The following is an 18,555-nucleotide window of genomic DNA, read 5'->3' as shown; positions in this document are numbered from 1 at the left end:
GAAAGTTGCAGATCTCTGTCCCGCCGTCATGATCGGGTGTCCACCAGGTCAGGACCATTCGTGAGGGTGATGATCGGGTAACGCTCTTGCGCAAGTTCTTCCACTTTTTGCAAAGAGCCGCTAACGTCCCGGAAACGTCGAGCCAACCTCGGCGGCGGCGCGAGCCGCCGTTCCTCCGTGACCTCAGGAGGTCCCCCCATGCGCATCCGGGCTCTGGGTGTGGCAGCTCTCGCGACTCTGGCGTTCGCGGCGACCGCGTGCGGCGGATCGTCGTCACAGACCCCGGCGGAAGGCACGGCGTCATCCGCCGCGTCATCGGCCCCCGCGACCGCGGGCGGCACCCTCGTGATCTGGGCCGACCCCAACAGGGTCAAGGCGCTCAAGCCGTTCGCCGACCAGTTCGGCACCGAGAACGGTGTGACCGTCGAGGTCAAGGAGATCAGCAAGGACAACCAGACGACCTTCCTGACCGCCTCACAGCAGGGCAGCGGCCCCGACATCATGATCGGCGCGCACGACTGGATCGGGAACCTGGTGCAGAACGGCGCCATCGACCCGGTCACCCTCACCGAGGAGCAGAAGGCGGCCTTCTCCCCGAAGGCGATCCAGGCGATGACCTTCAACGGGCAGATCTACGGAGCCCCGTACGCGGTGGAGAACATCGCCCTGATCCGCAACACCGAGCTCGCACCCGACGCCCCCGCGACCATCGAGGACATGATCGCCAAGGGCAAGGAGCTCAAGAAGGACGGCAAGGTCAAGGAGGTGCTCTGCCTGCCGGTCGGCCAGAAGGGCGACGCCTTCCACGTCTACCCGATCTTCGCCTCCGGCGGCGGCGCGCTGTTCGGCACCACCTCCAGCGGCGACCCCGACCCCAAGCAGGTGCTGCTCGGCTCCGAGGGCTCGGTCAAGGCGTTCGAGAAGCTCGCCGAGCTGGGCGAGAAGGGCGAGGGCGCGCTGCGCACGTCGCTGACCAACGAGAACTACATCCCGACCTTCGCCGGCGGCAAGTGCGCCTTCCTCATCTCGGGCCCGTGGGCGATCGGCGAGATCAAGAAGGCCGGCGTCTCCTACGACATCACCGCCGTCCCGCCGTTCAAGGACGGGCAGCCGGCCACCCCGTTCGTCGGCGTGCAGGCGTTCTTCGTCGCCTCCAAGGGCAAGAACAAGGCTCTCGCCCAGGAGTTCGTCGCCAACTACGTGACTAACAAGGACGTCGCCAAGGCGCTCTACGACGCCGACCCGCGGCCCCCGGCACTGTCCGCCGCCCTTGAGGAGGTCCAGGCGAGCGACCCCGACGCCGCCAAGTTCATGGAGGCCGGCAAGGACGGCCTGCCGATGCCCGCCATCCCCGCGATGGCCGCCATCTGGGAGCCGTTCGGCATCGCCGAGACGTCCGTGGTCAAGGGCGGCGACCCGGCCAAGGCCGCCGCGGCCGCGCAGAAGGCCATCGACGGCGCGCTCAAGAACTAGCCGCTCATGACGACGGACGTGCGCGAACCCGGGCGCGCGGCACCGCGGCCACGCCCGGAGCGGACCACCGCGTTCGTGGTGAGCAGGATCGCGGTCCTCGGCGTGGCCGCCGCGATCCTGCTCTACGCCGTGCCGCCGCTGGTGGCCGCCGAATCGTGGGTGCCGCTGACGCTGCTGTGCGCCGCCACCGCGGGCATCTCCTACCTCTATCTGACCCGGCGCTTCATACCGGCCAAATACCTCATCCCCGGCACCGTCTTCCTCATCGCCTTCCAGGTGTTCCCCGTGCTCTACACGGTGACCACGGCGTTCACGAACTTCGGCGACGGGCACCGGGGCGACAAGGCCGCCGCCATCGCGGCCATCCAGAGCGGCTCGGTCCGGCAGGCGCCGGGCTCGCCCGAGTACACGCTCACCGCCGCCCTGCGCGGCGAGGAACTGGTGTTCCTGCTCGTGGACCCGAAGACCGAGCAGGTCTCGTTAGGCACGAAGGACGGCGTGGAGCCGCTGCCCGGCGCGCAGGTCGGCCTCACCGGCAAGGTGCTCGCCGCACCCGGCCTCACCGTGCTCAAGGCACCCGAGGCCGCCGCCCGGGGGCAGGAGATCAGCGCGCTGGCCGTCCCCACCCGCGACGGCCTCATCAAGGCGAACGGGCTCAGCCGCGCCGTCGAGGGCAAGGCGACCCTGGTGTACGACGCCGCCTGCGACTGCATCCAGGGCGAAGGCGGCCCCTGGCAGGCCGACGAGTCGCAGGGCTACTTCGTCAACGCCGAGGGCGAGCACCTGGCCCAGGGCTGGCAGGTCAACGTCGGCTTCGACAACTTCCTGCGGGTGCTCACCGAGCCCACCATCTCCCGCTACTTCGCCGGCGTGCTGGGCTGGAACCTGGTCTTCGCGCTCGCCTCCGTGCTCGGCACGTTCGCGCTCGGCATGTCCGTCGCCCTCGCCCTGCACCATCCGCGCATGCGCGGCACCCGCGTCTACCGGATCGTGCTGATCCTGCCGTACGCGATGCCGGCCTTCGCGATGCTGCTGGTCTGGCGCGACATGTTCAACCGCGACTTCGGCCTGATCAACCAGCTACTCGGGGCCGAGATCGACTGGCTCGGCCAGACCGCCACCGCCAGGCTCGGCGTCGTGCTGGTCAACCTGTGGCTCGGCTTCCCGTACATGTTCCTCGTCACCACGGGTGCGCTGCAGGCCATCCCGCGCGAGCTGACCGAGGCCGCGGCCATCGACGGCGCCACCCCGTGGAAGGCGTTCCGCCGGGTCACGCTGCCGCTGCTGCTCGTCGCGCTCACGCCGCTGCTGATCTCGTCGTTCGCCTTCAACTTCAACAACTACAACGCCATCGCCCTGACCACCGACGGCGGGCCGTTCCCCGCGGAGAACCCGATGGTCGGCGGCACCGACCTGCTCATCACCTACACCTTCAGGCTCGCGTTCGGGCCGGCCGGCGCGCAGTTCGGCTTCGCGGCGGCGATCTCGGTGTTCATCTTCGCCATCGTGGCGATCATCTCGGCGGTGGCCTTCCGGCGTACCCGCAAGCAGGAGGAGGTCTACGCGTGAAGCTCGCCCTGCGGCACGTCTTCGTGCTGGCCGTGTGCGCGTTCGCGGTCTTCCCGATCCTCTTCGTGATCTCCGCGGCGCTCAACCCGCTGGGCACGCTGGCCTCGACCGAGCTGCTCCCCACCGGGGCCAGCCTGGAGAACTTCGGCGACCTGCTGACCTCCGAGACCTATCCCTTCGGCCGCTGGTTCTTCAACTCGGTGTTCATCGCGCTGGTGTCGTCGTTCGCCAGCATGGTGCTGTCGCTGATGGCCGCGTACGCCTTCAGCCGCATGCGCTTCACCGGCCGCCGGGTCGGGCTGCTCGCGCTGCTGCTCATCCAGATGTTCCCGCAGTTCCTGGCCATCGTGACGATCTTCATGATCTTCACCAGGGTGACCGAGCTGTACCCCGCGCTCGGCTTCGACACCGTGTGGGGCCTGCTGCTGCTCTACCTCGGCGGCGCGCTCGGCGTGAACACCTGGCTGATGAAGGGCTTCCTCGACACCGTGCCCAAGGAGCTGGACGAGGCCGCCACCGTGGACGGCGCCACCCACGCCCAGATCTTCTGGCGCATCATCCTGCCGCTGGTCACGCCGATCCTCGCGGTCACCGCGCTGCTGGCGTTCATCAGCACGATGAGCGAGTTCCTGATGGCGAACGTGTTCCTGCGCGACCCCGACAGCAAGACGCTCGCGGTCGGCATGTACGGCATGATCGCGGGGGATCACCGCAACACGAACTTCGGCATGTTCGCCGCGGCCACCCTGATCACCGCCGTGCCCACGGTCGGCGTGTTCCTGTGGCTGCAGAAGTACATCGTCTCCGGCCTGACCGCCGGAGCCGTCAAGGGGTGAAAGGGCACAGTGCGTTACCTCGGGGAACCTCATCACGACGGCTCCGCCCTGTACGTCTCCGACCAGCGGCCCGAGCTGGGCGCGCGGGTCACGCTCTGGCTGCGCGCCCCGCTGGCCGCCGGGGTGACCGGCGTGCACGTGCGCGCCGTGCACGACGGCGAGCCCCGCTACGCCGAAGCCCGCGTCGACGAGACACGCCAGGGCGCGGGCGGCTACGGCAGGACCGACGTGTGGTGGCGGGCCGAGATCACCGCGGTCAACCCCGTCACCCGCTACCGCTTCCTGCTGCGCACCCGCGCCGGGCAGCGGTGGCTGACCGCGGCGGGCCTGGCCGCGCACGACGTCACCGACGCCACCGACTTCCGGCTCATCTGCCACGAGCCGCCGCCGTCGTGGCTGGCCGACGCGATCGTCTACCAGATCTTCCCCGACCGGTTCGACCGCTCGGGCCCCATGCCCGAGACGCCGGCGTGGGCGCTGCCCCGCGACTGGGACCGCGACCCCGTCATCCCCAGCGGCCCCGGCACCTCCACCCAGTTCTACGGCGGCGACCTCGACGGCATCACCCGCAGGCTCGACCACGTGAGCGCACTCGGCGCCGACACCGTCTACCTCACGCCGTTCTTCCCCGCCCGCTCCAACCACCGCTACGACGCCTCGACCTTCGAGCACGTCGACCCGCTGCTCGGCGGCGACGCCGCGCTGCACCGGCTGTCGGACGCGCTGCACGCGCGCGGCATGCGGCTCATCGGCGACATCACCACCAACCACTGCGGCGACGCCCACGAGTGGTTCACCACCGCCGTCTCCGACGTGCACGCCCCCGAGCGGGAGATGTTCTACTTCGACTCCGCGACCGGCGACTACGAGTCCTGGTGGGGCTTCAAGTCGCTGCCCAAGTTCAACTGGGGCAGCGAGCTGGTGCGCGAGCGCATGACCGCGGTGCTGAAGCGCTGGCTCGGCCCGCTCGACGGCTGGCGGGTGGACGTCGCCAACATGACCGGCCGCCTGGCCGCCGACGACTACGCGCACGAGGTCGCCGCCATGCTGCGCGCCGAGGTCGGCCCCGACGCCGCGCTCATCGCCGAGCACAACCACGACGCATCGGCCGACCTCGACCGCGGCGGCTGGCACGGCACCATGAACTACGGCGGCTTCACCCGCCCCGTCTGGGCCTTCCTGCGCGGCCCCCAGGTGGACCTGGAGCACTTCCTCGGCACGCCGGGCGGCATCCCCGAGCGCGACGGCCCCGCCACGGTGGCCACGTTCCGGCAGTTCGCCGCCCACATGTCGTGGCGCTCGTACGTGCACTCCTGGCAGCTGCTCGACTCCCACGACTCGCCCCGCGTGCGCACCGTGACCGGCTCGCGCGAGCGCCACCTCGTCGCGGCCGGCCTGCAGGCCACGCTGCCCGGCACGCCGATGATCTTCGCGGGCAGCGAGTTCGGCCTGACCGGCGTCAACGGCGAGCACTCGCGCACCCCCATGCCCTGGAACCGCCCGGCCGACCAGGACCTCGCGACGCTGGCCGGCTACCGCGAGCTCTTCGGCCTGCGCAGGGCCGAGCCCGCCCTGCGGCACGGCGGCCTGCGCTGGCTGCACGCCGACGCCGACTGCCTGGTGTTCGCGCGGGAGACGTACGAGGAGACGATCGTGGTGTGCGCGCGTCGGGCGCCCGGCGCGCCGATCCCGCTCGGCGAGCACGCCACCGGCCTGTACCAGGCGGCCGACGCAGACGTCATACCAGGCGACGGACCTTTGGTGAGTATGTGGCGCCTGAGACGTTGATCACGCTACGGTGGCACCCGTTGATTCTCCGTACCTTCTCATCTCGATAGTGGTGTGCCACGTATGAGGTTGGTGTCTGTAGCCGTCATTGCTTCGCTCCTGCCCGCCGTTCCTGCCGCCGCCGCGACGGAGTCCACGCGGTCCGCGCCATCGACCGCGAGCGCGAAGGCGGGCACCACCTATTACGTCGACTCCCGTGCCGGTGACGACTCCGCCGACGGCACGAGCGAGCGCACCGCGTGGAAGACGCTGGCGAACGTCAACGCCGCCGAGCTCAAGCCGGGCGACACGATCGCCGTCAAGCGCGGCAGCACCTTCACCGGCCCGCTCACCCTTGAGGCCGACGGCACCGCCGCCAAGCCCATCGTCGTGCGCGCCTACGGAAAGGGCCCGCTCGCCAAGATCGGCGGCACCGAGGACGACTGCGTGATCGTCAAGGGCGACTACTGGCGCATCAGCGGGCTGCGCGCCTCCGGCTGCCGCTGGGCCGGCTTCCGGCTCGACGGCCGCCGCATCGAGCTGTCCGGGGTGAAGGCCGACCGCAACATCGCCGGTGTGATGGTCGCGCCGTCCGGCTCGCACAACACCATCCGCGACAGCGTGCTGACCGACAACAACCGGATGAGCGTCAACGACTCGGGCGGCGACAACGACTCGGGCGCGTTCGGCGTGCTGCTCAACGGCGACGACAACCTCGTGACCGGCAACACCATCACCGGCAGCTACGCCAAGAGCAAGGACTACGGCACCGACGGCGCCGCCGTCGAGATCTTCAACGGCGACCGCAACGTCGTCACCCACAACATCGCCCGCGACAACGACACGTTCACCGAGCTCGGCGCGAAGAAGGGCAAGACCGCGACCGGCAACGTGTTCGCCTTCAACGTGGTCACCTCCAAGCGCAGCCGCGGCTCGTTCCTCATCACCCGAGGCCCGCGTCACATCGTCGGCCCGGTCAAGGGCACGATCGCGGTGCACAACTCCGTCTACCTGCCGGCTCGTGACACCATCGGCTGGTCCTGCCACGACGGGTGCTCGCCGTCGATCCTGAAGCTGCGCAACAACGTGATCCACGTCGGCGGCGAGGCCGGCTTCGCCGACGGCAAGGGCGCCGACGAAGCCGGCGGCGTCTACAAGGGGCGTACGGCCAGGTTCAAGCCGGGGCCGAAGACGGTGATGGCCGATCCGCAGTTCGTCTCCCGCACGGACCTGCGGCTGCGTCCCGGCTCCCCGGCGATCGGCCGTGGCGTGAAGCTGAGCTCCAAATGGTACGGCGGCAAGGCGATCCGCAAGGACGCCGCCGGCAAGCTCCTCACGTCCGCGCCCGACGCGGGTGCCTACCAGCACTGAACGCGATGCTGGATTCCGAGCACCTCGCGGCGCGCCGGGAGCTGGTGCGCAGGCTCGCCGAGTCCGACGCCCCCAGGCGCTACTGGCACCTGGGGGACGCCGGCGGGCGGGCCTGGCTCTTCGAGAGCGTCGAAGGCGACGGCGAGCACTGGGCCGTACGCCAGGTGGAGGTGGGCGCCGACCGGGCCGCCCGCCGCTACTGGTGGCGCCGCCTCCAGGACGACCAGGGGTTCCTCGCCGACCAGCCGCTGGAGATCTGGGAGCTGGCCGAGATCACCCCTGAGGCGTTCGAAGCGGTCTGGGACGCCGCCGGCTGACCTGCAACCGGTGCCCGCGGCGCCGCCCGCCGGCCTGAAACGGCCCGCCGCCTGCGACGCCGCGGGCCACTCAGAGCGGCGACCGCCGCTTTCCTGCTCGGCTTACTCGGCGAGGGCCGGATAGAGCACGTCGAGGCCGGCGGACAGACCGGACCTGGCCTGCTTGCTGACGTCGTCGGCCAGCACCTCGTACGCCCCCGACTCCAGCCCGTCCAGCGCCGCCGCGACCGCCGTCTCGGGGAGATCTTCGGCTCGGTGAGGCCGGCGACCATGTCGGTGTCGATGTCGCCGGCGTGCACGCCCACCACCTGCGTGCCCTGTTCGAGCAGTTCGAGCCGCAGCGCGTTGGTCAGCGACCAGGCCGCCGCCTTCGACGCCGCGTACGTGGTGACGCGGGGGAAGGTGATCCACGACAGCACCGACAGGATGTTCACCAGCGCGCCGCCGCCGTTGCGGCCCAGGACGGGCGCGAAGGCGCGGCTCATGGCCAGCGTGCCGAAGTAGTTCACCTCCATTTCGGCCCTGGCACCGTCCAGGTCGGCCGCGGGGCCGCGCGAGATCCCCGCGTTGTTGATCAGCAGGGTGACGTCACCGCACTGCTCGGCGGCTGCGGCCACGGCGGCCGGGTCGGTCACGTCGAGCGCGATCGGGGTGAGTGCCGGGTCGGTGATCGTCTCGGGGTCTCTGGCGGCGGCGTAGACCTTCGCCGCGCCGCGCTCGAGGAGGGCGCGGGCGAAGGCGGCCCCGAGGCCGCGGTTGGCGCCGGTGACGAGCGCGACGCTGTCGGTGATCTTCACGAGATTCGCTCCAGGATGAGGGCGTTGGCCAGGCCGCCGGCCTCGCACATGGTCTGCAGGCCGTAACGGGCGCCACGCTCGTGCAGGGCGTGGACGAGGGTGGTGGTGATGCGGGCGCCGCTGGCGCCCAGAGGGTGACCGAGGGCGATGGCGCCGCCCTTGACGTTCACCTTGCCCGGGTCGGCTCCGGTCTCCTGCTGCCAGGCCAGCACGACGCTGGCGAACGCCTCGTTGACCTCGAAGAGGTCGATGTCGGCGAGGCTCAGCCCGGCTTTGCGCAGCACCTTCTCGGTGGCCGGGATCACGCCGGTGAGCATGAGCAGCGGGTCGGAGCCGGTGACGGCGAAGCTGTGCAGCCTGGCCAGGGGCCGCAGGCCGAGGCGGGCCGCGGTCTCCGACGTGGTGATCAGCACCGCCGCGGCGCCGTCGTTGATGGGGCTGGAGTTGCCGGCGGTGACCGACCAGTCGATCTGGGGGAACCGCTCGGCGTAGCCGGGGTCGGCGAAGGCCGGCTTGAGCCCGGCGAGGATCTCGGGCGTTGTGGTCGGACGTACCGACTCGTCCCTGTCGAGCCCGGCGAGCGGCGCCATCTCGGCGCTGAAGTCGGCCGCGGCGGCCTTGGCGTGCGACTGCGCGGAGAACGCGTCGAGCCGCTCGCGGCTGAGCGACCACTTGGCGGCGATCAGCTCGGCGCTGATGCCCTGCGGCACCAGGCCGTCGGGGTAGCGGGCGGCCAGGCCGGGCCCGAACGGGTCGGTGCCCGGCGGCACGTTCGACCACATGGGCACGCGGCTCATCGACTCCACGCCGCACGCGATGACCAGGTCGTACGCGCCCGACATGACGCCCTGGGCGGCGAAGTGCACGGCCTGCTGCGACGAGCCGCACTGCCGGTCCACGGTGACGGCCGGCACGGAGTCGGGGAAGCCGGCCGCCAGCCAGGCGTAGCGGGTGGTGTTCATGGCCTGCTCGGCCACCTGGTCGACGCAGCCGCCGATGACGTCGTCCACCTCGGACGGGTCGATGCCGCTGCGCTCGACGAGCGCTTTCAGCGCGTGGGCGAGCAGATCGACCGGGTGCACGCCGGACAGGGCGCCGCCGGGTTTTCCCTTGCCGATGGGGGTGCGTACGGCCTGCACGATGACGGCGTCACGCATCGCGGACCCTTCCTCGTAGGTTGGATTTTCCAACCCACCATAAGTGAGTTGGAAAATCCAACGCAACTCCTACGAGGTCGGCGAGGAGAAATTCGCCAGGCCGTGGATGATCAGCCGGATCGCGGTGTCGAAGTCGCGCTCGATCTCCTCGGGGTCGTCGGGCAGGTGGCCCTGCGTCTCGGCCATGACGAAGCCCGTGACGAACGCGTGCAGCACGTCGCTGGTGCGCCGCAGCTCGGACTCCGGCACTCCGGCAAGGCGCAGGATGCGGTAGAGCGCCTGCCAGAGCGCGTGCTTGCGGTCGGAGATGATCTCGGGGTGCTGGTGGAGGTAGGCCCACAGATTCGAGTGGGTGCGGGTGTGCTCGTGATAGGCGATCGCGAGCCGCCTGAGCTGGTCCTGCCAGGGTGAGCCGTCGTCGGCGGGCAGCTTGATGCGCTGGTCGGCGGTGGTGCAGAGGATCTTGATCAGCGCCTCTTTGTTCTCCACGTGGTGGTAGAGCGACATCGGGTTGACTCGTAGCTCGGCCGCCAGCTTGCGCATGGACAGCGCCTCCACGCCGCCCTCTTCCACCAGGCGCAGTGCCGTGGTGCAGATCTCTTCGATGGTCAGGGGTGTGCCTCTGCGCGCGCTCACAGCCATACGCCGTATGGTAGCGTCAGCCATACGGTGTATGGCTAATGGAAGGGAGCAAACCCATGGCGCGGATTCCCGCCCCTAAGGGCCTGCCGATCGTCGGCAACACCTTGCAGATCCCCTCGCACGCCCCGGTCGAGCACTTCATGAAGGTGGCCTCGCAGTACGACGAGGGCATCGTCCAGTTCGAGGTCGCCGGCCGCCGGATCGTGATGGTCTACGACCCCGACCTCGTGGCCGAGGTGTGCGACGAGAGCCGCTTCGTCAAGCGCATCAGGCCGCCGCTGACGATCGTGCGCGACTTCGGCGGCGACGGGCTGTTCACCGCCGACTCCGACGAGCCGGTCTGGGGCCACGCCCACCGCATCCTCATGCCCGCCTTCAGCCAGCGCTCGATGAAGGCGTACTACCCGCAGATGCTGGAGATCGCCGAGCAGCTCGTCGCCTCGTGGGCCGCCCGCCAGGGGCAGGACCTGCGGGTCACCGACGACACGACCAGGCTCACCCTCGACACGATCTCGCTCACCGGCTTCGGCTACCGCTTCCGCTCCTTCGACTCGCCCGAGCTGCACCCGTTCCTGACCGCGATGGGCGGCGCGCTGACCGAGGCGATGCTGCGCAACCAGCAGCTCCCGATCGTGACCAGGCTCAAGAAGTCGCACGAGCGCTCCTACCGGCGCGACATCGCCACCATGCAGTCGCTGGTGGACGACGTGATCAAGCAGCGCAGGGCGGAGGGCGGCGGCGAGTCCGCCAAGGACCTGCTCGGGCTCATGATGGAGGCCGCCGACCCGCAGACCGGCGCCCGGCTGTCGGACGAGAACATCCGCAACCAGGTGCTCACCTTCCTCATCGCCGGCCACGAGACCACCAGCGGGCTGCTCTCGTTCGCCCTGTACAACCTGCTGCGCGAGCCGCACACCCTGGCCCGCGCCTACGACGAGGTGGATCGGCTGCTGCCCGGCGACGAGCCGCCCACGTACGAGACGATCATGAAGCTGGACGTCATCCCCCGCGTCCTGGAGGAGACGCTGCGGTTCTGGTCGCCCATCCCGCTCTTCAACGTCAGCGCCATCCGCGAGACCACGATCGGCGACTACCTCATCCCCGAGGGCCAGGGCGTCGGCGTGCTGCTGCCGCTGCTGCACCGCCACCCCAAGGCGTGGGAGCGGCCCGACGAGTTCGACATCGACCGCTGGCTGCCGGAGAACAGAAAGCACCACCACCCCGCCGCGTACAAGCCGTTCGGCAACGGCGAGCGCGCCTGCATCGGCCGCCAGTTCGCGCTCACCGAGGCCCGGCTCGCGCTCGCGATGATCCTGCGCCGCTTCGCGCTGTCCGACCCCTCCGCGTACCGGATGAAGCTCAAGCAGACGCTCACCTTCAAGCCCGACGGCTTCACGCTGCGGGTCCGCGAACGACGGCCGCACGAGCGCGCCGTGCCCGCCGAGCCGACCGCGCAGGAGAGCGAGCAGCAGGACGTCACGGTGACCGGGGTGCCGCTCACCGTCGCCTACGGCTCCAACCTCGGCACCAGCGCCGACATCGCCGAGCGGCTGGCCGAGCGGGCCGGGCGGGCCGGCTTCGCGGTCACCCTCACCACGCTCGACGAACTCACCCCGCCGAGCGAAGGCCTGCTGATCGTGGTCGCCTCCTCCTACAACGGCAAGGCGCCCGACAACGCCCAGGGCTTCGACGCCCTGGAGAGCCTGCCCGACCTGTCGGGGGTGCGCCTGGCCGTGCTGGGCTGCGGCAACACGCAGTGGCCGACGTACCAGGACTTCCCGCGGCGCGCGTACGACAAGCTCACCGCCGCCGGGGCCGTGCCGATCGTCGAGCGGGGCGAGGCCGACACCGACGGCGACTTCGACGGCGACGTCACCGCCTGGACCGCCCGCCTGTGGGCGGCCCTCGCCGAGGAGTACGCCGCCGACGCGGGCGGCGCAGGGCCTCGCTACCGGATGGAGGTGCTCCCCGAGACCGAGGTCAGGCCGTCGGTGGTGTCGGAACGCGCCGTGCCGTTCACGGTGGTCGCCAACGAGGAGCTGACCGGCGACCCCGAAGGGCTGTGGGACTTCTCCGTCGAGGCGCCGCGCCCCGGTGTGCGCTCCATCGTGGCCAGGCTGCCCGAAGGCGTCACCTACACGGCGGGCGACCACATCGCGGTCTTCGCCAAGAACGACCCCGAGCTGGTCGAGTGGGCGCTGCGCTGCCTGCGGGTGCCGCGCGAGCAGGTCGTCCGGCTGCACGCCGACGGCGCCACCCACCTGCCCGTCGGCACGCCGGTCACCGCCGGGCTGCTGCTGACCGAGTTCGCCGAGCTGCAGGAGGTCGCCACGAGGTCCGGCCTGGAGGCGCTCGCCGCGCACACCGAGTGCCCGTGGACCAAGCGGCAGCTCGCCGAGCTCACCTCCTCCTACGCCGACGAGATCCTCGCCAAGCGCATCTCGCCGCTCGCGCTGCTCGACCGCTTCCCCGCCATCGAGCTGCCGCTGCCGGTGTTCCTGGAGATGGCCGGGCCCATCAAGCCGCGCTACTACTCCGTCTCCTCCTCACCGCTCGCCGACCCTGGTCTCGTCCGGCTCACCGTCGGCCTCGTCGAGGGCCCCGCCTGGTCCGGCAACGGCACCTACCAGGGCATGTGCTCGGCGTACCTGGCCGGGCTGAAGGAGGGCGACGTCTTCTACGGCTACGTACGTGTGCCCGCGCCGCCCTTCCGCCTGCCCGCCGACCCCGCCACGCCGGTCATCCTCGTCGGCCCCGGCACCGGGTTCGCGCCGCTGCGCGGCTTCCTGGAGGAGCGGGCGCTCACCGGGGCCCGCGGGCGCGCCGAGGTCTTCACCGGCTGCCGGCACCCCGAGCACGACCTGCTGTACGGTGACGAGCTGGCCGCCTGGGAGCGGGCCGACGAGGTGAACGTGCACCGGGCGTACTCGGCGGTCGCCGGGCATCCGTACCGGTTCGTCCAGGACGCCGTGGCGGCGCACGCCGACGAGGTGTGGGAGCTGCTGGAGCAGGGAGCCCACGTGTACGTCTGCGGCGACGGCCTGCGCATGGCCCCGGCGGTCCGGCAGGCCCTGCTCGACATCCACCGGGACAAGACCGGCGAGGACGGCACTGCCTGGCTGGCGGAGCTGGAGGCCCAGGGCCGCTATCAGCAGGATGTCTTCGCCTGACGCCGACCCGCTCCGCGCGGCACGTCTGTGCGCGGCGCCGCCGTGCCAGGTCCGCCGTGCCAGCGCCCCCGTGTGCAGCGCCGCCTTGTGCAGCGCCGCCTTGTGCAGCGCCGCCTTGTGCAGCGCAGTCCGTGTAAGCGTCGCCTTGTGCGGCGTCACCCGTGCAAGCCGGCCGTCCAGGCCCGCCGCACGCACCCTCTGCCCCACCCAGGTGCGCCGTACACAACCCCCGCCCCCGCCCAGGGCGCCGCACACGACCCCCGCCCTGTACAGGGGCGCCGTACGCGGGATCGCCGTGTGCTACGTCCGCGACGCGCGGGATCGCCGTGCGCACCCCCTGCACCGTACGGGATCGCCGTGTGCGACCCCCGCGACGTGCGCGATCGCCGTGTGCAACCCCCGCCAAGTACAGGCTCGCCGTGCATAAGCCCACTGTCCAGGGCGCGCCGCACAAAGCTCGCCGTGCAAAGCGCGGTGCGCTTGGGCGCGGCGGGCTGCCAGTGCGAGGTACGCGCGGCAGGCCTGCTTGGCTGGCTTAGGTGCGGCGACCGGCACGCTGCGCCTGGCGGGCTGTGGCGGCGGGATTAGGTGCCGGCGAGCGACGGGAATGCGTCGGCGGGCTGTGCCTGGTGGTCTGTGGCGGTGGGTTGCCGTGTGGCGAGCGGAGGGCTGCGCGTGGTCAGCCTGCGTGCGGCGCATGGCGAACCTGTGTGGTGCGGGTGGCGAGCCTGTGTGGTGCGGGTGGCGGGCTCGTGCGTGGCGTGCTGCGTGTGGCGGGCTTGTGTCGCGGTGAGCTGTGCTTTGTCGGGTGATGCGTCTTGGCGGACGCTCCCTTTATCGACAATCCGGACTTAACACAGCAATGTTGGAAATAACCGCAGCATGTACGACATATCCGTGGAACATGCTCGAAACCTTTCCACGGCAATGTGAGAGCCTCTGCGGAAAGGGGGCGGACATGCTGCTGCGTCTGAGGGTGTCGCTGCCCGACAGGCCCGGCGGTCTCGGCCAGGTGGCCAAGGCGCTGGGCACCCTGGGTGCCGACATCCTGCAGGTCACCGTGCTCGAACGCGAGGCCGGGCGGGCGGTGGACGACTTCACCGTCTCCTGGCCGGCGCCGGTGACCGCCTCCGAGGCGCGCGAGCGGCTCTCCGCCCTGCCCGGCGTACGGGTCGAGGGGGTGTGGCCGACCAAGGAGGTGCCCGGCTCGGCCCCTGACTACGACCTGCTCATGCACGTCGCCAGCGAGCCCGCCAGGGGTTTCGCCACGCTCGTGGACGCGCTGCCCGGGCTGTGCGGGGCCGAGTGGTCGCTGGCGGTGGCCGACGGCGTCGTACGGCACGCCTCGCTGGCCGCGCCCGCCTCGTTCGAGCTGCCGGAGCCGCCGCCGCGGCCGGTCACCATGGACGCCGAGAAGCTGCGCCTGCTCCTGCTGCCGGTCGCCGCCGCCGGGATGCACCTGGTGGTGGCGCGGTCCGACGGCCCCCACTTCCACCGCGCCGAGGTCGAGCGCGTGTCGCGCATCGTGGACGTGGTGTCGAAGCTGGCCGCTCGCGCCGACCCGCAAAAGCCGGCCGCCCGCGCCTGACCGGCGGCCCCGCGGCCCAGCGCGAGACGCCCGCGGTCAAACGCGGACCATGACTCGGGGCGCGCGCGGCCTGATACGGACCATGACTCGGGACGTCGCGCGGCCCGATGCGGACCATGGCTCGGGATGCGCGCGGCCCGGCGCGGATCATTGACCGAACATTGATCTGGTCACTAACGTGGGCGTTCCGACGGTGTGCACAGCTGCCGAGGAGCCGCCCTTGACCGTCCACCAGCCCGCCATCGGCCGCTACTACGAGGACTTCACCGTCGGGGACGTCTACCAGCACCCCATGGGCCGCACGATCAGCGAGGCGGACAACACCTGGTTCACGCTCCTGACGATGAACACGAACCAGAACCACTTCAACGCCCACTTCGCCGCCAAGGCCCCCACCGGGAAGATCATCGTGAACTCGGGGCTGACCGTGGCGATCGTGCTCGGCCTGTCCGTCATCGACATCAGCCAGACCGCGATCATGAACCTGGGCTGGACCGACATCAAGCTCACCCACCCGGTGTTCGTCGGCGACACCCTCTACGCCGAGTCGAAGGTGACCGCCAAGCGGGAGTCGAAGTCGCGCCCGTACGCGGGGATCGTCACCGCCTACACGCGCGGGCTCAACCAGGACGGCGACGAGGTCATGTCGTGGACCCGCACGGTCATGGTGTACAAGCGCGACGCCCCGCACGACAAGGGCTACTTCCCCCAGGCCAAGACCGGCCCGCTCTGAGGAGGCGACCCGCATGGACTTCGAGCTGACCGACGAGCAGAAGGCGTTCCGCGAGACCCTGCGCGCGTTCGTGGACAAGGAGATCATGCCGGTCGCGATCGAGTGGGAGCACTCCGGGCGCTACCCGGCCGAGATCATCGACAAGATGAAGCAGATGGGGCTGTTCGGACTGTCGGTGCCCGAGGAGTACGGCGGTCTCGGGGCCGACATGGTCACGTTCGCACTCGTCTTCGAGGAGATCGCGCGCGGGTGGATGGGCGTGGCCGGCACCATCGGCTCCCACTCGCTGGCCTGCTGGATGATCGCCCGCCACGGCACCGACGAGCAGAAGCGCCGCCACCTGCCCGACCTCGCCACCGGCGCACGGCGCACCGCCATCGCGCTGACCGAGCCCGGCGCCGGCACCGACCTGCAGGGCATCCAGACCCGCGCGGTACGCGACGGCGACCACTACGTCGTCACCGGCACCAAGACCTGGATCACCAACGCCCGCCACGCCGACCCGCTGCCCGTCCTGGTCAAGACCTCGATCGAGGAGCCCGCGCACAAGGGCATGTCGGTGCTGCTCGTCGACCCCGACCTGAAGGGCTTCAGCGTCAGCCGCGACCTGCCCAAGCTCGGCTACAAGGGCACCGAGACCTGCGAGGTCGTACTCGACGAGGTGCGTGTGCCCGTCTCGTGCCTGCTCGGCGGCGTCGAGGGACGCGGCATGCAGCAGGTGCTGGGCGGGCTGGAGATCGGCCGTATCAACATCGCCGCCCGCGCCGTCGGCGTCGCCCAGGCCGCGTACGACGCCGCGCTCGCCTACTCCCGCCAGCGCACCGCCTTCGGCCAGCCCATCTCCGACTTCCAGGCCATCCAGCTCAAGCTCGCCGACATGGCCACGGAGATCCAGGCCGCGCGGCTGCTCACATACTGGGCCGCCTCCCAGGCCGACGGCGGCCGCCGGGTGGACATGGAGGCCGGCATGGCCAAGTACTTCGCGTCGGAGGTGGCGCTGAAGGCGTCGCTGGAGTCGATGCGCATCCACGGCGGGTACGGGTACTCGCAGGAGTACGTGGTCGAGCGGCTCTACCGGGACGCGCCGCTGATGGCGATCGGCGAGGGCACCAACGACGTACAGCGCATGGTCATCGCCCGCGCGCTCATCTCGGGCAAGGGCAAGGTCGGCTGGTGACCCCGCCGCTCCCCGGGCCGCTCGACGCCGCTGCTCATGCTGGCCGGGAGCACGCCGCGGGGGAGCGAGGAAGACCACGTCCGACCGGCCACATCCCGCCCCGGCGCCTGGTCACGGGCATGGGAACGGACACGGCCACGGGCACGGGCATGCGGGGCGCCGGCGGGGGACAGGGGCGGTTCTCGCCGGGTTCGTTCACGCCATCAGGCCCCGCGGCATGGAGGCGCGGCGGCACAGCCGTCAGGTGGAGGTGCGGCGGCACAACCGTCAGGTGGGGGCGTTCTTGAGGGGTTGTTCGCCCGTCCTCCGCGCATCGTTCAGCCGGTAAAGGGTAGGTTGGGGCGGGTGTCCGCAGCCACTTCACCCCCTGTGTCCCCGTCCGCCGTCACCTCCGCCGGCCGCCTCGCCTGGCTGGACGCCCTGCGGGGGATCGGCGCGCTGGCGGTCGTGGCCGAGCACATGCTGCCGTGGTTCGTGCCCAGCCTGCGGCCCTACTGGTTCAGTCTCGGCGTCTACGGGATTCTCGTCTTCTTCCTGGTCAGCGGCTACATCATCCCGGCGTCCCTGGAACGGCACGGCGACGTGCGGGCGTTCTGGATCAGCCGCTTCTTCCGCCTCTATCCCCTCTACCTCGCGGTCATCGCCGTCGTGCTGGCGCTGTCGTGGTGGGTGCCGGTGCGGGAGGCGGTGGTGCGCGACGGCAGCGCGGTGGCGGCGCACGCGACGATGCTGCTCGACGTGGTGGGCATCGGCGGGGTCGCCGACACCATGTGGACGCTCTCGTACGAGATGGTCTTCTATCTGGTGGTCACGGCGCTGTATCTGACCAGGGGACATGAGCGCAGCGGGACCTGGGCGATCGTGTTCGCGGTCGCGGCGGTGCTGGTGGGTCTGGTCGCGTCCGGCGCGGTGTTCGGCGGCGGATGGCCGGCGTACGTGTCGTGCGCGGTGTTCGTGCTGGGCCTGACCGGCGTGCTGGTGGGCCGCCTGCGCACGTTCTCGGCGTGCGCGCTCGGCGTGATGGCGGTGGCCTGCCTGCTGCTGAGCAGCCGGGTGCCGTGGCTGGGGACGGCGGTGCTCGCGGTGATGTTCGCCGGCACGGCGATCTACCGGTGGGAGCGGGGCACGGGCCCGCTGTGGCCGGTGGCGGTGACCGGGGCGCTGGTGGTGATCGCGCCCGTGTGGGCGATCGAGAGCGGCTGGTGGTGGGTGCAGGCGGACGTCTGGCTGACCACGATCCTGCTGGCGGCGGCCACGTTCGCGGGCGGTATGGCGCTGCGGGGGCGGCGGCTGCCCAGGATCCTGGTGTGGTTCGGGCTGATCAGCTACTCGCTCTATCTGGTGCACCACCCGCTGCTGCGGTACTTCGTGCGGGTCAGCGGCGACCTGCGCGGCGAGCCGCTTGCGTACCAGCTGGTGATGACGGCGGCGGCGCTGGTCGTGATCATCGCGGTGAGCGCGGTGACGTACCGGTTCGTGGAGAAGCCGATGCAGGACCTGGGACGGCGGATCTCACGCCGGTGCCGCGGCGGGCCGCAGGGCGGCGGCGAGGTGCGGGTGCCGGGCGAGAGCACCGGCGACGACCGGGTCCTCCGCCATGAGGAACGCCAGGTGCCGCACCGCGTGAGCGACGACGTTGACCAGGGCGAATCGGTCGGGTGACGGCGCGGCGGGAGTGCTGCCGCGGGCGATCTCCAGCACCGGCGCCTCGGTCGCGGGCAGCCAGGGCTCGGGGTCGGGGCAGATGGCGTACGTGAGGACGACGGTGCCGTCCGGCTCGTAGCGCCAGCTCGTGGAATGGACGACGGTCCCGGGGTCGGCGGCGGAGATCCCGCCCAGCCGCCTGGCCGCCTCGTCCGGGCTCTCCCCGGGCCGGGGGATCGTCGAGGCCGTCCGGTACGACCAGCGGCCGCCGGCGTCCACCCTGAGCATGAGCGTCTCAACTGAGACCACGTGTC

At 70.9% G+C, this 18,555-nt stretch carries 13 protein-coding genes; 10 read left to right on the top strand and 3 right to left on the bottom strand.

Annotated features, from left to right (window positions below; genetic code table 11):
• The first annotated feature begins 198 nt into the window (after nucleotides 1–198).
• From WBK31_RS20500 to WBK31_RS20480, 5 genes are all read left to right on the top strand, one after another.
• Nucleotides 199–1,473 (top strand): extracellular solute-binding protein, encoded by a 1,275-nt coding sequence (locus tag WBK31_RS20500; protein ID WP_378788022.1) that lies wholly within the window; start codon nucleotides 199–201, stop codon nucleotides 1,471–1,473.
• A 6-nt stretch (nucleotides 1,474–1,479) separates the two neighbouring features.
• Nucleotides 1,480–3,042 (top strand): ABC transporter permease subunit, encoded by a 1,563-nt coding sequence (locus WBK31_RS20495; protein WP_364053959.1) that lies wholly within the window; start codon nucleotides 1,480–1,482, stop codon nucleotides 3,040–3,042.
• Nucleotides 3,039–3,878, top strand: coding sequence for a sugar ABC transporter permease (locus tag WBK31_RS20490; RefSeq protein ID WP_364053957.1), 840 nt, complete (start codon nucleotides 3,039–3,041; stop codon nucleotides 3,876–3,878). The genes WBK31_RS20495 and WBK31_RS20490 overlap by 4 nt, the downstream gene beginning before the upstream one ends.
• A 9-nt stretch (nucleotides 3,879–3,887) precedes the next feature.
• A complete protein-coding gene (locus WBK31_RS20485; RefSeq protein WP_364053954.1) occupies nucleotides 3,888–5,666 on the top strand; it encodes a glycoside hydrolase family 13 protein in 1,779 nt (592 codons plus the stop codon).
• Between the two features lie 63 nt (nucleotides 5,667–5,729).
• Complete coding sequence (locus WBK31_RS20480; protein WP_364053951.1) at nucleotides 5,730–7,016, top strand: right-handed parallel beta-helix repeat-containing protein; 1,287 nt, start codon at nucleotides 5,730–5,732, stop codon at nucleotides 7,014–7,016.
• 196 nt (nucleotides 7,017–7,212) lie between these two features.
• On the opposite strand, the gene WBK31_RS20475 is transcribed toward WBK31_RS20480, so the two are convergent.
• The 3 genes from WBK31_RS20475 to WBK31_RS20465 all read right to left on the bottom strand — a co-directional run bounded on the left by WBK31_RS20475 (nucleotide 7,213) and on the right by WBK31_RS20465 (nucleotide 9,929).
• A complete protein-coding gene (locus tag WBK31_RS20475) occupies nucleotides 7,213–8,130 on the bottom strand; it encodes an SDR family oxidoreductase (protein WP_406675425.1) in 918 nt (305 codons plus the stop codon).
• The gene (locus tag WBK31_RS20470; protein ID WP_378788027.1) at nucleotides 8,127–9,287 is read right to left on the bottom strand and encodes a thiolase family protein; all 1,161 of its coding nucleotides are present in this window, start codon (nucleotides 9,285–9,287) and stop codon (nucleotides 8,127–8,129) included. Before WBK31_RS20470 ends, WBK31_RS20475 begins: the two co-directional genes overlap by 4 nt.
• 69 nt (nucleotides 9,288–9,356) lie before the next feature.
• Nucleotides 9,357–9,929, bottom strand: a complete 573-nt coding sequence (locus WBK31_RS20465) for a TetR family transcriptional regulator (protein ID WP_364053939.1) — start codon at nucleotides 9,927–9,929, stop codon at nucleotides 9,357–9,359.
• Nucleotides 9,930–9,985: 56 nt separating this feature from the next.
• On the opposite strand from WBK31_RS20465, the gene WBK31_RS20460 reads away from it, so the two are divergent.
• The 5 genes from WBK31_RS20460 (at nucleotide 9,986) to WBK31_RS20440 (ending at nucleotide 18,259) form a co-directional block, all read left to right on the top strand.
• On the top strand, nucleotides 9,986–13,099 hold the full coding sequence (locus tag WBK31_RS20460) for a bifunctional cytochrome P450/NADPH--P450 reductase (protein ID WP_406675424.1): 3,114 nt from the start codon (nucleotides 9,986–9,988) through the stop codon (nucleotides 13,097–13,099).
• 958 nt (nucleotides 13,100–14,057) lie between these two features.
• Nucleotides 14,058–14,687, top strand: a complete 630-nt coding sequence (locus WBK31_RS20455; RefSeq protein WP_364053933.1) for an amino acid-binding protein — start codon at nucleotides 14,058–14,060, stop codon at nucleotides 14,685–14,687.
• Nucleotides 14,688–14,907: 220 nt separating this feature from the next.
• Nucleotides 14,908–15,420 (top strand): MaoC family dehydratase, encoded by a 513-nt coding sequence (locus WBK31_RS20450; protein ID WP_364053930.1) that lies wholly within the window; start codon nucleotides 14,908–14,910, stop codon nucleotides 15,418–15,420.
• A 13-nt stretch (nucleotides 15,421–15,433) separates the two neighbouring features.
• On the top strand, nucleotides 15,434–16,597 hold the full coding sequence (locus WBK31_RS20445; RefSeq protein ID WP_364053927.1) for an acyl-CoA dehydrogenase family protein: 1,164 nt from the start codon (nucleotides 15,434–15,436) through the stop codon (nucleotides 16,595–16,597).
• A 345-nt stretch (nucleotides 16,598–16,942) separates the two neighbouring features.
• On the top strand, nucleotides 16,943–18,259 hold the full coding sequence (locus WBK31_RS20440) for an acyltransferase (protein WP_364053924.1): 1,317 nt from the start codon (nucleotides 16,943–16,945) through the stop codon (nucleotides 18,257–18,259).
• The last annotated feature ends 296 nt before the right edge of the window (nucleotides 18,260–18,555 follow it).

This window comes from Nonomuraea sp. N2-4H (genome assembly GCF_045291505.1).
Taxonomy (GTDB): Bacteria; Actinomycetota; Actinomycetes; order Streptosporangiales; family Streptosporangiaceae; genus Nonomuraea; species Nonomuraea fastidiosa.
Note: the sequence above shows the minus strand (reverse complement) of the source record. Positions and strands in the feature narration are given on the sequence as shown.